Below are 14,991 nucleotides of genomic sequence, written 5' to 3'. Positions count from 1 at the left end.
ACACAGTCATGTGCAACAGAGGCATTGCGCCACCTAGCAAAGAAATTCCTTTATATTCTCAGGTAATCGCCATGGATGATTTAATAATAACGCATTCGGATGTGTACCAAAGCTGGCAAAATCATCTATTCAATTTTAGATTGGACGACCCTAAGACCAATACGCCTGGTCTACGAAAGCCACAACTAGCCGCACTTTACGCGACCCTAGGCCATCTGGTGGTCGAGCCCGCCGCTACGGCTACCGTGGTCATGCCCACCGGCACAGGGAAAACCGACACAATGCTCGCGCTGATCATTGCCGCGAAAATGAGGCGTACACTGATCCTCGTACCGTCGGACGCTCTCAGAACTCAATTGGTGAACAAATGCGCTGAGATGAAAACGCTGCGTGCAGTTGGGGCAGTATCGGACATGGCGCGCAATCCTATGCTTGCTGCCATTGATTCGAAGATGTCGGTGGCGCAGGTTGCTGAATTAGCCACTGCCAACATCATTGTGGCCACTCCCCAGGCATTGTTGCTATTCGAAAATACCGCTTTGGATTCGTTGGTTAACATGTGCAGCCACTTGATGATTGATGAGGCTCACCATGTCGTGGCAGCAAGTTGGGACCGAATTAAAATAGCCTTTAGGGGCAAACCTTGCATTCAGTTCACTGCGACGCCATTCCGGGAAGATGGTTTAGCTTTGACTGGCAAGATCATCTATAACTACCCGCTCCGGGATGCGCAGCTTGACGGCTATTTCAAAGGGATCGAGTTCCATCCGGTACGGGAATATAACCTCAAGCTGTCGGACCAGGCTATCGCAGATAAGGCTGTTGAGCTGCTCCGGGCTGACCTCAAGGCAGGTTATAACCATTTGATGATGGTTCGGGCCAAGTCGCACAAGCGGGCTACAGACCTGTTTGAGATTTACAATCAGTATCTTGACCTGACGCCAGTTCTGATCCATAGCAAGGTGCCAAACCAAGCCAGAGTTATGGCAGATATCGTCAAGAAAAAACACCGGATCATCGTTTGTGTAGATATGCTTGGCGAAGGCTTCGATCTGCCCGAGCTTAAAATTGCCGCCATTCACGATCAACACCAAAGCCCTGCTGTAACACTTCAATTCATTGGTCGGCTGACTAGGGTAGATGCGGCTCTTAGTGATGCCAAGTTTGTGGCCAACATCGCTAACCAGAAGACCGACCACCAAATGGCAGCCCTTTACAAGGAGAGTGCTGACTGGGGGGCAGTCATACGCGATGTGAGTGAGAAAAAAGTCAGCCGGGAAATGGCGAAGGCGGACTTTAACGAACAGTTTGCCGACGGTAATGATGCCCAGGTGATTTTTGGACTGAACCCGAACCCCAAAATTAGCGCTGTGGCATATCGCGTCTCCCCTAAAGACTGGACTCCACAGCGTGCGCAAGGCCTGAATGGGCGCAGAGAAACACTGCAGTACATTTCAATCAACGATCAGTCCGATACAGTTATCGCCGTGACCCGGCGAGAGACTCTGGTTGGGTGGGCTCAGACCGAAGAAATTATTGATACCAAATGGAACCTGTATATCGCTTTCTACAACAAGATGCAGGAAACCCTCTTTGTTCACACCTCAGGTGACGATACTCAGGCAACCCGCTTTCTCAATCTTGTGGCCAGAGACTCACGTCGCATCAATGGTGAGCCGACCTTCCGTACACTCCACGACATTCAGCTGATGAAGCTGCAGAACGTCGGCCTTTCACGCGCCCGGAAAGACCTACGCTTCACGATGCATGTTGGACGCGATATAAATCAAGTAATCAGCGACATCGAAAAGGGCAATGCTACGAAATCCAACATCTTCGCCACCGGTTTTTGGGGTGGAGAAAGAACTACCGTGGGCTGCTCGCACAAAGGCAAGATTTGGGAGATGAATTCCTCTCCGATCAACTACTGGATAGAGTGGTGCAAGCGCATGTCGGTCAAACTCAACGACAACACCATCGACCCTGCTGATGTACTCAAAAATGTTATGCGTGTTGACCAAATCAAGGGCTGCTGGCCAGAAGGCCTGTTTTACGCCGACTGGCCTGAGTCGATCGCGATTGAAAACGAGCAAAGGATCTCGCTGTGTTTTGAGGGAGAGACGTTCAACTTTCTCGATGTCGAGCTTGGTAAACCCCATTACAGTGGCGCACGGACGTTGGATATCCCCGTCTTGGTCGCAGGTAACGATGGTGGGGAGCGTCGCCTTACTTCCATCGCTATCGATCTGTTGGAGGACGGATACAAGACCTCCTGCCCTGGTGCGAAGATTCTATGTCCACACGAAATGCCCCTAGATTCCTATCTAGATGCAGAACCACTTGTATTACTCAAGGTCGATGGCTCCATGGTGCAGGGCAACTACCGTCATTACTCGCTCAACAGTATGGATGTCAAACTGCCTGTCGGTTTGCTTGAATCTTGGAATTGGGGAACAACGAAAATTCATCAAGAGTCCATGCGTCCGGAGAGACGTGAGGACTCTGTACAAGGCTTTACCTTTGCAAAGATCGCTGATGACTATTCAATCGTCTTCAACGATGACGGTAAAGGCGAAATCGCTGATCTAGTGGCAATTCGAGAAAGCAAGGACGTCATCTACATTGACCTATACCACTGCAAATTTTGTCCGATGACTAATGGCGTGGCCGCACCCGGGGCGCGCGTTGCCGACGTATACGAGGTATGCGGTCAGGCGTCGAGATCGGTAAAATGGCTTCACACCGGTGATAAGTTCTTCAACCGACTGATGGATCGCTACCAGAAATCATTGGTCAATGACTTCGACAGAATCCTGAAAGGCACGCCTCAGCAGCTAGAGATACTTCGCAACAAATGCCACGACCACGAGCTGAACTTCAAATTTGTGATCGTGCAACCTGCGATATCAGCAAGGAAGGTGTCGCAGGAGCAGCTTGCAGTCTTGGGAACGAGCTACTCGTACATCAAGAGCATCTCTGGCTCGGACATCAAGGTTATTGTCAGTCCTTAATTTATTTACACCAGCGGAATTACAACTCATTTCGTTGGTGAAATGCCCTAAAGTCGTGTTCCCGATACCTACTTTTTTCCATCACAAGTTTTGTGCATGCCGTAAACAAGATTAACGATCAAATTTGAGAGCCCCATAAAAAATGGCCAAGTTGGCTGTTGCGAAAAAAGTTGCTGCATTGAAAGTGTAAAAAGAGCGTGCCAAGCAAGCCAGAGCATAACCAATAAAAGCAGAAGACATGCGCATTTATCCGTATCAGTGTGTGCTTTCTGATACTGTTATCTAAAAATAATGGGGTTATAGATGGTGTACGCAAACGAGTGGGATAGCAGATTCGATCAGGGGCTTTGCGGTATATCGGAAATCAACCGCTTACCATGGATTGGTTTGCATTACTCCGGAACATTATGCAAGACGTTGGTTCTTGGGGAGAGCGTGTATAATTGGAAGCCATCAGATACGAATAATCTCGAAAAAATATCGAGTCTACATAATCTTCGGGAACTCCATGTAAATCACGCAATAAAGCTCAAAAAAGGGTCGAGATTCGTCCGTAATATTGAGCGTGCCATCTATGAGAAAAAGAAACCAAGCGACGATGAGAAACGGGTCTTCTGGAATAAGGTTGCGTACCATAACCTAGTGGCTCGCGTTTTAAAAAGTAGTAAGCATCGCCCGAGCTACGGCGATTACTTGAACGGCTGGGTTTTATTCGATAAAGTTTCAGATGTTATTTCTCCAGACCAAGTTATTGTCTATGGGTTAGAGACAAAGAAGGTCAAGGCGTTCCGAGAGCACTTTGGAGAGAGAGTGAGTATCGAGCGGGTTGGAAAAATCGGTAAATACAATCCTATCATTGCACAAATTCGACATGCCGAGAAAGACATGAAGTTAGTTTTTATTCGCCACCCAAGTTCTTTTTTCAGTTGGAGGAAGTGGGGGGCTTTCATAAATTCCGAGCTGCGGTCGACTTGGTTGGATGTATAACAAGCATAGGCACGGCGATGCCCTTTCATTGTGCCTTCGTCTCCATTCGAGGGACGCACATGCTGCAAGCATTACATCAACCTTTTCTGAGCGTCGGCTTCTGGCCGTTAGCCGCCCTGCAGGCTGGTAATCCAAACGTTTCGTAACATGCCACTGCGATTGCCAGCGTATCATCCTGCCGTTCTTCGCCGTGGCGAATAGGAGTCGTCATGGGGACAGAGGAGTCGTGAGCATGCCTGCGCTGTGTTTACCAAATGGATGATAAAGAGAGGGCGCCCCAAGGTCGCCCGCTTCGTCATGACCTCACACTCAAAAGCGATCGACCCGGAACGGAGCCATGTCCACCGCGGGCGCTTCGCCATCCATCATCTGGGCGAGCAGTTCGCCGGTGGCCGGGCCCAGGGTAAAGCCCTGATGGCCGTGGCCGAAGGCGAGCCATAGCCCCGCCTTGCCGGGGGCCGGGCCGATCACCGGTTTCATGTCGGGCAGGCAGGGGCGGGCGCCTTTCCAGGGCTGGCTGTCGCGACGCTTGCCCAGCGGGAATAGCTTGCGTGCCACCTTCTCGGCGGCGGCCAGTTGCTTGTACTGCGGCGGCGAGTCCAGGTCGGCCAGCTCGGCGCCGGTAGTCAGGCGAATCCCGGCGCGCATCGGTTCGAGCAGGAAGCCCTTCTCGGCGTCCATCACCCAGTGGTTGAGCTTGGCTCCTTCTTCGGCGGAGTAGTGCATGTGGTAGCCGCGCTTCACGAACAGCGGCACCTTCATGCCGAGCCTTGCCAGCAGGTCACCGGTCCAGGGGCCCATGGCTACCACCACCTGCTCGGCTTCCAGGGGGCCTTCGCTGGTCTTGACCCGCCAGCCGCCCTCGGTCTGGAGCACGTCCTCGACGCTGGCCTGCATCACACGACCGCCCTGTTCGGCGAAGCTGCGGGCGTAGGCCTGCACCAGGCCGCCCGGGTCCGAGACCATCCAGGGCTGTGTCCAATGGATCGCCCCGATCAGCCCCTTGCCCAGATGCGGCTCCTTGGCGTAGAGCGCCTCGGCATCCAGCACCTCATACTCGACCCCGTAGCGCTCGTGGTTCTCCCTGGCCACTTTCTGGCGTTCCTCGAATTCCTTGCGGGTGCGGTAAAGCTCCAGCCAGCCCCCCTTACGCACCAGCGCCTCGGCGCCGGCGGCCTCGATCATCGGCGCGTGGGCGTCCTGGCAGCGTACGATCAGCGACGCCCATTCGCGCACGATGCGCGCGTAGCGCTCACCGCTCGAGTTCAGCCAGTAGTCCAGTAGCGGGCCCGCTGCGCTCATCATGCCGGTGGGGCGGTAGCGGATATCTACCTCGCGGTTGGGCAGCACCCGCAGCAGAGTGCCGATATCCCGGGGGAAGGCGTAGGGGCGCACCGCCTCGCGCTGGATGATGCCGGCATTGCCGAAGGAGGTCTCGAGCCCCGGCTCGCGGCGGTCCACCAGCGTGACGTCATGACCGCGACGCACCAGGTGCCAGGCCACCGAAACGCCGACCATGCCGGCACCCAGAACGATGATATTGCGGGCCACGAGAGTCTCCTCGCTAATGAATAGGGAAAGCGCCGCCGGGGGCGGTGCCTATCATTGTTCGGAGTTTATCAGTGCTTACAAGAAAATCGGCTATGTGCTAGTAACTAAGATTTTTAATCTTAATTGATGGAAAAAGGCCGAATATTTATCCAAGAGCAAGGAGTTAAAAAGAAGATTTTTGGGGTCTGGTTTAAGGGCCTGCTCGCGCCGTTGCCGAATCGTCGAGACGCTGCACTGATGGGTGCCAGGGTCCGGCCACGGGCGCAACGTTATTTATTTCGTAACGCCGCGAATCTTCGCCTCACTTTCGATCAAGATGCCCCAGGCCTTGCGCCTCAGCGCCGGGTCGCCCCCTGTCATCGCTATCAGGAGTTGGCGCTTCTCGGCCAGATAGACCCGGGCAAAGCCAGGATCTCGCGCGACGATGCTTTCGGTGTTGTCGATCAGATCGGCGTACTTGATGGTCTGAGCCTCAGGGGAAACCTCGGCCAACCTGTCACGCTCCAACGCCTTGCGGTGAGCGCGGTTGCCGATGTCCGGATCGGTGAAGTGATCCGTCAACTCCTGGACCAGGATGGCGACCTGCTCGCCGAAGCACGCCTCGATATCCATCGCCGAAACGCCGGTATCCTCCAGCACATCATGCAGAATGGCGGCGGCGATCATCGCCGGTGTCGCCGCCTCGACCGCTGATACCATCGCTGCCACGGCCACCGGATGGTGCCAGTAGGGCTCGCCGGTGTACTTGCGTCGCTGCCCAACGGCTTGGTGGGTGGCCCGGCTGAACAGCGCCGCCCGTTCGGCTAGGTCGTCCATACCGGCCACGCTCTCCATGACTCTCTCCGTAACTCGCTTCGTAACGCGCTCCGCTTCACCTTTACCAGCCTCAATCGCGCGGGATCTTCTTCAGGCGTTCCTCGGCTCGCTTCACCGTCTTCATCTTTTCCGGCCGCTTCATGGCTTTCCAGTGGCGTATCTCGTCCACCGTGCGGCCGCAGCCGATACACAGGTTCCCTTTCAGTTGGCATATCGAGACACAGGGGCTTTCGATCGTCTTGGCCATTCAATGCCTCGTTGTCTTGGCGCGTAGCCGACGCTGCCAGTCGCCGCCGTGCTCCCGCTGGCACGCGTCTTCGCTATCGAAATCGAGATGCCGTGAGACGTCACCGACATCGAGGCCGGCCTCGGCCAAAGCCTCGGCGGTCAGGTTGTCGATACAGCGGCGGGCATCGCCCTTGAGTGCATTCGCCAGGTTGGGGTGGGTGTCGAACACCCAGGTCACCACCAGGCTCTCGGGGAAGTACTGATAATCGACCTCATGGGTCAGCCAGCAAAAGCCGGGCAACAGAGGCTTGGCCTGCTCGCAGGCATGGGTCAGCGAAGCGACGAGTCGTCGCTCCAACTTTCCGCGTTCATTCTTGGCCATCATTCATTCTCCATACCCGCTCTGGTCACCCCGCCAGCGGCTTTTGGCTGCCCACCTTCGAGAGCCGATCTGCATGGCGCGCTTGCGCTCAACCCTGGCCAACGGCCCACCGCTCCGGCAGCTTCCGGCAATTGCTAAGCAGCCGTTGCTGCAACCTCTCCAGGAGCGTTTGCTCGGTGCCTCGCTGGGCCTCTGCACTGAAAGTAGCCAGGGTGCTATCGATGGCGGCCGGCATGCGTTCGGCGAGGTCGAGCCCCTGGCGCAGGAAGTAGCGTGGCTGAAATCGCATCGCGCGGGCCATCGTTTCCAGGTGTGAACGCTCGATGCTGCCGGGGCGATCCTCACCGGCGATGCGAAACGCGAAGCGGCGCGAGAGGCCGCTGTAGAGTGTCGTGCTCATCAAATCATAGAACGGTGCCAACCGTGGCCCTTCGTCGGCTGCGTGAGGGGCAGGGAGGGTGACAGGCTCACCGCTGCGGGATGCTCCAGCCACGCCGGGGCATACTCGAACCGTAAGGGGTGAGCGTTATACAGCCTGCCGACATGCCTGTCGCCGTGGTAAACCTCTAGGGCATCGTCACTCGCCATGGTGGTTACCGCCCTTGCGCCGCACCACTACCTCGAGCCCCATCAGATCCAGCAGGTCCAATACCTTCTGCAGTTGAAGGGTGGGCTTGCCGCGCTCCAGGTCAACGATGAAGCGGTTTCCGGTGCCGGCGAGGCCGGCCAGATCGATCTGCAACAGGCCTTGCTCGGTACGCAGCTGGCGCACCAGCTTACCAAGGTCTTCGCTATGGCGAACGGGCGTGGCTAATCGGGCTAAGTGTGCGGAGGCGTCGTTGGTAGGCATGAGAACCTATGTGTGATTACCGTTCGGTAATTCTAGGCTCGAGTTTTCCTATCTGCAATTATAATTACCGATCGGTAACTGCCGTCCACGTTTAGGACGATGCGTTGAGCGTAATTACCGAGCGGTAATCCAGAGCAGGTTAGCACCAGGCCTTTGTTGATACGCCGCTTGTCGCCGCGGGTGGGCCAGGTGGCGATTTCCTCGGGGTATTCGTGCAGCGAGCGGCCGACGCCATGGCTGCAATCAGCTATTGAAAGCGTTTCACCCAGTCGCTCACATCGTCCCCGCTACCCATGCCGGGATCGACCAGGCCGTCGACCATGAAGGTCGGGGTGGTATGGATGCCGTTCTGGCGGGAATATTTGGCGTGACGCTTCACGGCGCTATCCAGATCGGCAATTTCGAAGGCCTGGGTGAGCGAGACACCACTGTAGGATTCCAGCCGTTCGATAATCGTATTAGGCGTCACGTCGCGATTCGGCCCGACGCTGTGGTTCTCGAAGACGAATTCCTCGCGATGGTCGGCCACGGCCGTCATGACCTTCTTGGCGGTTTCCTTACCGCCTTCCAAGGTCGAGGCGGCGACGATCGCCCGCGTGACGATGGGTGAGAACAGGTGCCAGGGCTGTGGATTGAACCAGAGTTGCACCCGTACTTGGGTGTCGCCGGCCTGGGCTAGAAAGTCATCCAGCTTTTTGAATGCCTTTACCGAAAACGGGCAGGTCGGTTCCAGAAAGACTTCAAGCAATCTCGGGCCGTTGCCCCACACGAGTGGATCGGCATGCCAATCGTTAGCCATGTTGACCTCCTTGCTGTCCCTGATGTCTGGCTGTCACCGTGTCCGGTGACCTCGTCGAATAGCGATAACCCTAGCAGAGGGGCCAGCGTAAAACGTAACACGGCGAAAGGGCGGGGCTCGAAGGAACATCCTTAACCCGCTACCTTTCACTCAGTCGTGATACACAAGGCGCCTGCCCCGTATCGCTTATATCGATTGAGAGAAAGGAGTCATCATGAGCCAGGATAGCGAGTATACGCCGCCGAGAGTCTGGACCTGGGAAAAGGCCAGCGGCGGGCACTTTTCCAGCATCAACCGGCCGATTGCCGGGCCCACCCACGACGAGGAATTGCCGGTCGGCAAGCACCCGTTCCAGCTCTATTCGATGGCGACGCCTAACGGGGTCAAGGCCACGGTGATGTTCGAGGAGCTGTTGGAACTGGGCCACAAGGACGCCGAGTACGATGCCTGGCTGATCCGTATCGGCGAGGGCGATCAGTTCGGTAGCGGTTTCGTCGCGGTGAACCCCAACTCCAAGATTCCGGCGCTGGTCGATCACAGCACCCCCGAGCCGACCCGGGTATTCGAGTCCGGGTCGATCCTGCTCTATCTTGCCGAGAAGTTCGATGCCTTCCTGCCCAAGGCACACGCGGCCCGCACCGAAACGCTCAACTGGCTGTTCTGGCAGATGGGCAGCGCGCCGTTCCTGGGCGGTGGATTCGGCCACTTCTACACCTATGCGCCGATCAAGATCGAGTACGCCATCGATCGCTACACCATGGAAGCCAAGCGGCAGCTCGATGTGCTCAACCGGCGTCTGGCGGAAACCCGTTACCTGGGTGGGGATGAATACACCATCGCCGACATGGCCGCCTGGCCCTGGTACGGGCAGGTGGTGTTGAACCGGGTGTATGAGGCGGGTGAATTCCTGCAGGTGCAGGAGTACGAACATGTCATACGCTGGGCCAAGGAGATCGACGCACGTCCGGCGGTGCAACGCGGGCGCATGGTCAACCGCAATTTCGGCGAGCCTCATGAGCAGTTGCATGAGCGCCACGATGCCAGCGATTTCGAGACCCGCACGCAGGATAAGCTGGGCGAGCAGCAATAACCTCACACCTTGAGCCCACTAAGCGTTGGGCTGAAACACACATGCCGGCCCTGGGGCCGGCATGTGTCGTTCTGGCGTGGCGTTTTATCAGTCGATCTGAGTGATCATGACCGGCACGGTGCCCCGGTTGATCATCCCCAGCATGCGGGCAGCACGCTTGGAAAGATCGATGATGCGCCCCTTGACGAAGGGCCCGCGGTCGTTGATCAGCACTTCCACTTCCTGGCCGGTATCCGGGCGGGTGACGACCACCGTCGTGCCCAGCGGTAGGGTGGGGTGAGCAGCTGTCAGCGCCTGCGGCTCGTAGGGCTCGCCACTGGCCGTGGGGGAACCCTGCAGGCTATCGCTATAGTACGAAGCGATGCCGCGTTGGGTCTCGCCTGAAGCCTGATGCGCCATTGCATTACCGGCGGTCAGCAGGCCGGCGAGTGCACAGGCCAGCAATAACTTGGTTGGACTTCCCATGGAAGATCCTCATGGTTCATGTAACGGCGTTTGCGTCCATTGAGGCAATGAGGGCCCTGAAGGCAAGTTGGATAGTAACCGGGGTTGGCAGGGGCGGCAACCCTTGGCGACGTTGGGCACCGTTCGCCACACGATAAAAGCGAATCGTGAGCGTAGGGCGCCGATGGCGTTTCAGACGAAAATCACACCGCTAGTGGAAGGCTTCTCGATGATAGTCGGCGAGCTCCGCGACCTCGCTAATTCCAGGTTCTTCTATCGCTGGAGGCTCGGCCCCCGCCAGCACTTCGAGCACGGAATGCACCCCTCGCGCCAACGATTCGAGGTTATAGCCACCCTCCAGCACCATGGCCAGGCGGCCATTGCAGTACGTGTCGGCGAGCCCCTGAACGATGCCGGTCAGGGCGCCGAAACCGCTGTAACTCAGGTTCATGCAGTGATCCAGGCGATGCATGTCGAAGCCAGCGGACACCAGGATCAGGTCCGGTTTGAACCAGGCGACCGCCGGGGTCAGGATCTCGCGGTAGACCTTGACCAGCGCCGGGTCGCCGCAGCCGGCCGGCAGAGGCACGTTGACGGTCAACCCTTCGCCCAGGCCCGCGCCGATCTCTTCCTTGTTGCCGGAGCCGGGGTAGAACGGAGGGGCTCGGTGGGTATCGAAGAACATCACATCGGGTGACGCCCAGAAGATATCCTGGGTGCCGTTGCCGTGATGGACGTCCCAATCGATGATCAGCACGCGTCCGCAGCCCAGTTTGGCGTGGGCATGGGCGGCGGCCACGGCCACGTTGTTGAACAGGCAGAAGCCGCGCGCCCGCACCGCATCCGCGTGGTGTCCCGGCGGACGACACAGGGCGAAGGCGCTGCCGGCCCGTCCTTCCATAACGGCGTCTACCGCGGCAATGGCCGCGCCGGCGGCCACCTCGGCGGCATCGACGCTCCCCGGGGATACGGCCGTGGTATCCGCATCCAGCCACGCTTGCTTGCCCCGCAGGGCGTAGATGTTCTCGATATAGGACGTGGCATGCACCCGGCCGAGTTGATCCTCGGTGGCGGGGCGGGCCGTGGCATAGCGCACCCCGGGCACGGGCTCGCGGGTCAGCAGTTCGGTAATGGCCAGCAGGCGCCCGGGGTGCTCCGGGTAGGTCCACTTATCCCTGGCGCCTTCGAACAGGCCCCCCAGCAGCGCCTGGACACGACTATCGAGCTTGCCCGGCTGGAAGGGCTCTTCTGCGTTCGGCCGATGCGCCAGCATCCGGTCGTCGTGTATCACCAGCACATCGCGATCGTCAATCAAAGGCCTGCCTCCCTGGATGCCAAGAACGGACAGCCCCTACTGCAGGCATGTCCTTGTCTACAGGGTAGTCGCGTTATCGCTTGGCCGAGGCCCGTAGTTGCTCGCGACGATATTCGCCCTGGCGTTCGAGCATCCAGCCGGGGTATTCAGGCGGCAGCTGACTGACACGGTCGAGCTCGGCGAGTTCGTCGTCGCTCAGGCTGACCTGGGTGGCAGCGATGTTGTCGTCGAGTTGCTCGATTCGCTTGGCGCCGACGATGACGCTGGTCACCGCCTGTTGATGCAGCAGCCAGGCCAGCGCAATCTGTGCGACGCTCACGCCCTTGGCTTCGGCCATGCTGCGCATGGTGTCGATGCAGTCGTAGGCGCGTTCCATCTCCACCGGGGGGAAGTCGAAGACGGCGCGGCGGCTGCCGGCCTCGGCCTGGCCTTCGCGGGTGTACTTGCCGCTGAGCAGGCCGCCGGCCAGCGGGCTCCATACCATCAGGCCCAGCCCCTCGCTTTGCAGCATGGGCACGATCTCGCGCTCCAGGTCGCGGCCGGCCAAGGTGTAGTAGGCCTGTAGCGACTGGAACTTGTTGAGGCCCTTGCGCTCGGCAATGCCCTGCGCCTTCACGATCTGCCATGCCGCCCAGTTGGACACGCCGATATAGCGCACGTGGCCATGCTGTACCAACGTATCCAGCGCGCTCAAGGTCTCCTCGATGGGCGTGGCCGGATCGAAGCCGTGAACCTGGTACAGGTCGATATGGTCGAGCTGCATGCGTTTCAGGCTCGCCTTGACGCCCTCCATGACGTGATAGCGTGACAGCCCACGCGCATTCACGCCCTGGCCGGTGTCGCCGAACACCTTGGTGGCTACCACGACGTCGTCGCGTGGCACCTTGAGATTCTTCAGCGCCTGCCCGGTCATGGTTTCGGACAGCCCCTCGGAATAGACATCGGCGGTATCGATGAAATTGATGCCGGCATCCAGGGCGCGGCCGATCAAGGCGTCGGCGTCGCTCTGCTGGAGGTCGCCGATCTTGCTCCACAGTTCGCCTTCGCCGCCGAAGGTCATGGTGCCGAGGCACAGCTCGGAAACGAATAGCCCGGTGTTGCCGAAGTTGCGATAACGCATGCGTGACTCCTGAAGGTATTTGGGGTGTTGGCAAAGCCTAGTCCAACTACACTCCTTTAAGACTTATCGAACAGCATTCGTTAACCCTCAACCTGCGAGTGTGATGGTATGGAAAACGAGAAGCGCGTACTCATCGATCACTATCTGGATGCCTATAACGCCTTCGATATCGATCGGATGCTGGCGGTCATGCATGACCGCATCGAGTTCAGCTATGTGCTCAATGGCCAACGCAGCGCCAGGGCCCTGGGCAAGGAGCAGTTCCGGCGATTGGCCGAGCACTCGAGAACGTTATTCTCATCGCGGCACTTCGAGGTGTTGCGGTATCGGCTGGACGATGAGCCGGCGGCGGTCGATATGGATTTCGAAGGCGTGATGGCCTTCGATCTGCCCGATGGCCCGCAGAAAGGCGAAACGCTGGCGCTGGAGAGCCGTATGGAGTTCGACTTCAGCGATGGCTGTATTTGTCGAATCATCGAGATCAATCGGCCCGTCGCGGCATGAGCCAGATGGTTTAGTACGAGCCAAAAAAAGAGGGCCGCTCGATGGCGGCCCAAGGTACGCAGGAAACAGTAAGCAGTGCGTAGGAAATCGTGGAAACGGTGAGTTACGACCCGCTGGCCATGTCGGGGCCTGTCGAGCCGAAGGGCGTGTCGGACCCCACCAGGCGTAGCCGCGGTATAGCCTCGGTGCGGTTGCGGCCGTTTTCCTTGGCGACATAAAGCCCTTCATCGGCTTGCCTGACCAGAGAGAGCGGCGTTGATTTGTGCGCCGGTAGGATAGACGTCGCACCGATGCTCACCGTGACATGATCGGCAATGGGCGAGTCGGGAAAGGCAATGGCACGCTCGGCCAGCAGGGCATGAACACGCCTCGCCAAATGGCTGGCGCCGTCCAGGTCGGTACGCGGCATCAGGATGACGATCTCTTCACCGCCGTAGCGAGCGACGATATCCCCGGGCCGGGTGGCAGCCGATTCCAGCACCTTGCCAATCTGGCGGAGACAGCTATCGCCAGCCACGTGGCCGTAGGTGTCGTTGAAGATCTTGAAATGATCGACATCGACCATCAACAGGCCCAGCGGCTGGCGTTCACGGACTGCACGGCGCCACTCAAGCTCCAGGACCCGCTCGAACTCGCGGCGATTGGCCATGCCAAGCAGGCCATCGCTGGAGGCCTGACGATATAGCTCACCGTTGAGCAGTTCGAGCTGCTGCCGTTCACTGCGCAGCTGCTTCACTCGGGCCCGGTAGGTGCGATGCATGGGGCGCAGGATGAGCGCCCCGGACAGGCCAACGCCACAGAAGAAGGCCAGCAAGGCCAGGCCGGCTTGCAGGGCATCCGGGGGGAGTATGGCCATCGGTGATGAGACTTGAGGAAGCGCAAGCACCGCCATGCAGAGCAATACGGCACCCACGGCAAGGATCACCAGGTTGGGGCGCGTCAACAATCGCTGCTTGGGCTTCATATCCATTGAGGTATTCCCGTGTCAGAGTCCATTCTCGCGTTACCGCGTCGCGTTCCGTTGTCGCTGCTGAATCTGTCCCGTATGAATGCGCGGGTGGGGCAGCTGAAAAAAAAGTGGGCCGCAGAGCGGCCCAAGGTACGCAGGGAACTGAAGGGTCTTGCTGGCTGGCCGCGCCTTGCGGGAGCGACCAGCGGTAAAGAGTGGGGACACTTGTCGGGATCCTTCCCGTCGGCGCCAATCCTTGGCGTATCAAGTGCCTCCGTTACTGGGGCTGGTCGATGCTCCGTTCTCCCTTTCCCAGTCTTGTTCTGTATAGTGCGAATGCAGTGCCAACTTTATTAAATCCGTTATAAAACATTTGCTTGAAATCATATGGTATGAAGGGCCCTGTCTACCGGGCTTAAATCCGTCACTCCACGACCGGGAAACGTTGCCATTTGCAGACACTTATCTGCACAAAAGTAACTTATATAAAATAAACAAATACTTACTGCGTTAGCTTTTGGAGACAGCGGGTGGGATGAAGGCAGGGGAAAGCGACACTTTGCATGGTCGGATACCCAACGCCCTGCGTTGGGTATCCGTTTCGCCGCCAAGCTGGGGCGATATTCAATTCATCCTAGTGCTTCAATATGACGTAGAACGCGTGGATGATCCCCGGGATGAAGCCGAGCATGGTCAGCAGGATGTTGAGCCAGAAATGTCCTTTTAGCCCGACCTCGAGAAAGACCCCGACGGGCGGCAGGATGACAGCAAAGATCATCTTGATCGGGTCTGTTGCGGTAAATGCCATGAAGCCTCTCCTTTGCTTCCGGTCAAATGGAGTGCAACGCCTGAAAACGTTGCAGCTACCAGTGTGACAGAGAGAGGCAGGCTACGTTCGCCGGGATTACGAAACCAAACAGAAAAGCGATGTTGGATACCTATTTG

General features: G+C 57.9%; 16 protein-coding genes and 1 pseudogene. 4 read left to right on the top strand and 13 right to left on the bottom strand.

Going from position 1 to position 14,991, the window contains the following annotated elements:
* The first annotated feature begins 71 nt into the window (after nt 1-71).
* Together JH15_RS06795 and JH15_RS06790 are read left to right on the top strand one after the other, a co-directional pair.
* A complete protein-coding gene (locus JH15_RS06795) occupies nt 72-3,011 on the top strand; it encodes a DEAD/DEAH box helicase (RefSeq protein ID WP_043528230.1) in 2,940 nt (979 codons plus the stop codon).
* A 303-nt stretch (nt 3,012-3,314) separates the two neighbouring features.
* Entirely contained in the window at nt 3,315-3,998 is a 684-nt protein-coding gene (locus JH15_RS06790) for a hypothetical protein (protein ID WP_043528228.1), read from the top strand.
* Nucleotides 3,999-4,307: 309 nt separating this feature from the next.
* Here JH15_RS06790 and JH15_RS06785 read toward each other — a convergent pair whose 3' ends face one another.
* From JH15_RS06785 to JH15_RS06760, 8 genes and pseudogenes are all read right to left on the bottom strand, one after another.
* Nucleotides 4,308-5,549: an NAD(P)/FAD-dependent oxidoreductase gene (locus JH15_RS06785; protein ID WP_043528225.1), complete on the bottom strand. Its 1,242-nt coding sequence runs from the start codon at nt 5,547-5,549 to the stop codon at nt 4,308-4,310.
* Between the two features lie 273 nt (nt 5,550-5,822).
* On the bottom strand, nt 5,823-6,383 hold the full coding sequence (locus tag JH15_RS06780) for an HD domain-containing protein (protein ID WP_231566379.1): 561 nt from the start codon (nt 6,381-6,383) through the stop codon (nt 5,823-5,825).
* A gap of 52 nt (nt 6,384-6,435) precedes the next feature.
* Complete coding sequence (locus JH15_RS17740; RefSeq protein WP_081948927.1) at nt 6,436-6,612, bottom strand: DUF1289 domain-containing protein; 177 nt, start codon at nt 6,610-6,612, stop codon at nt 6,436-6,438.
* Complete coding sequence (locus JH15_RS06775; RefSeq protein WP_043528223.1) at nt 6,613-6,978, bottom strand: RidA family protein; 366 nt, start codon at nt 6,976-6,978, stop codon at nt 6,613-6,615. It abuts the gene before it with no gap.
* Between the two features lie 85 nt (nt 6,979-7,063).
* Nucleotides 7,064-7,468 carry a HipA domain-containing protein gene (locus JH15_RS06770; protein WP_197053290.1) on the bottom strand — a complete coding sequence of 135 codons (405 nt, stop codon included), beginning with the start codon at nt 7,466-7,468 and terminating at the stop codon, nt 7,064-7,066.
* Nucleotides 7,468-7,563, bottom strand: a pseudogene (locus tag JH15_RS18590) (hypothetical protein); the annotation flags it as partial. The gene JH15_RS06770 and the pseudogene JH15_RS18590, both read right to left, overlap by 1 nt.
* Nucleotides 7,553-7,825 carry a helix-turn-helix transcriptional regulator gene (locus JH15_RS06765; protein ID WP_043528218.1) on the bottom strand — a complete coding sequence of 91 codons (273 nt, stop codon included), beginning with the start codon at nt 7,823-7,825 and terminating at the stop codon, nt 7,553-7,555. The pseudogene JH15_RS18590 and the gene JH15_RS06765, both read right to left, overlap by 11 nt.
* A 247-nt stretch (nt 7,826-8,072) precedes the next feature.
* A complete protein-coding gene (locus JH15_RS06760; RefSeq protein ID WP_043528216.1) occupies nt 8,073-8,624 on the bottom strand; it encodes a DsbA family protein in 552 nt (183 codons plus the stop codon).
* 214 nt (nt 8,625-8,838) lie between these two features.
* Here JH15_RS06760 and yghU point away from each other — a divergent pair, with 214 nt between their 5' ends.
* On the top strand, nt 8,839-9,714 hold the full coding sequence (yghU, locus tag JH15_RS06755; RefSeq protein WP_043528213.1) for a glutathione-dependent disulfide-bond oxidoreductase: 876 nt from the start codon (nt 8,839-8,841) through the stop codon (nt 9,712-9,714).
* Between the two features lie 87 nt (nt 9,715-9,801).
* Here the strand turns inward: yghU and JH15_RS06750 are convergent, their stop codons facing one another.
* The 3 genes from JH15_RS06750 to JH15_RS06740 form a co-directional block, all read right to left on the bottom strand.
* Complete coding sequence (locus tag JH15_RS06750) at nt 9,802-10,179, bottom strand: septal ring lytic transglycosylase RlpA family protein (protein ID WP_043528211.1); 378 nt, start codon at nt 10,177-10,179, stop codon at nt 9,802-9,804.
* A gap of 190 nt (nt 10,180-10,369) precedes the next feature.
* Complete coding sequence (locus tag JH15_RS06745; protein ID WP_231566377.1) at nt 10,370-11,473, bottom strand: histone deacetylase family protein; 1,104 nt, start codon at nt 11,471-11,473, stop codon at nt 10,370-10,372.
* 73 nt (nt 11,474-11,546) lie between these two features.
* A complete protein-coding gene (locus JH15_RS06740) occupies nt 11,547-12,593 on the bottom strand; it encodes an aldo/keto reductase (RefSeq protein WP_043528208.1) in 1,047 nt (348 codons plus the stop codon).
* A gap of 108 nt (nt 12,594-12,701) precedes the next feature.
* Here JH15_RS06740 and JH15_RS06735 point away from each other — a divergent pair, with 108 nt between their 5' ends.
* Nucleotides 12,702-13,097, top strand: coding sequence for a nuclear transport factor 2 family protein (locus JH15_RS06735; protein WP_043528205.1), 396 nt, complete (start codon nt 12,702-12,704; stop codon nt 13,095-13,097).
* 103 nt (nt 13,098-13,200) lie between these two features.
* Here JH15_RS06735 and JH15_RS06730 read toward each other — a convergent pair whose 3' ends face one another.
* Together JH15_RS06730 and JH15_RS17730 are read right to left on the bottom strand one after the other, a co-directional pair.
* Nucleotides 13,201-14,067, bottom strand: coding sequence for a diguanylate cyclase (locus tag JH15_RS06730; protein WP_052383930.1), 867 nt, complete (start codon nt 14,065-14,067; stop codon nt 13,201-13,203).
* Between the two features lie 613 nt (nt 14,068-14,680).
* Nucleotides 14,681-14,854 (bottom strand): YqaE/Pmp3 family membrane protein, encoded by a 174-nt coding sequence (locus JH15_RS17730; RefSeq protein WP_043528204.1) that lies wholly within the window; start codon nt 14,852-14,854, stop codon nt 14,681-14,683.
* Nucleotides 14,855-14,991 lie beyond the last annotated feature (137 nt).

It is taken from the genome of Litchfieldella xinjiangensis (genome assembly GCF_000759345.1).
Lineage (GTDB): Bacteria > Pseudomonadota > Gammaproteobacteria > Pseudomonadales > Halomonadaceae > Litchfieldella_A > Litchfieldella_A xinjiangensis.
This window is presented reverse-complemented; position numbering and strand designations above follow the sequence as displayed.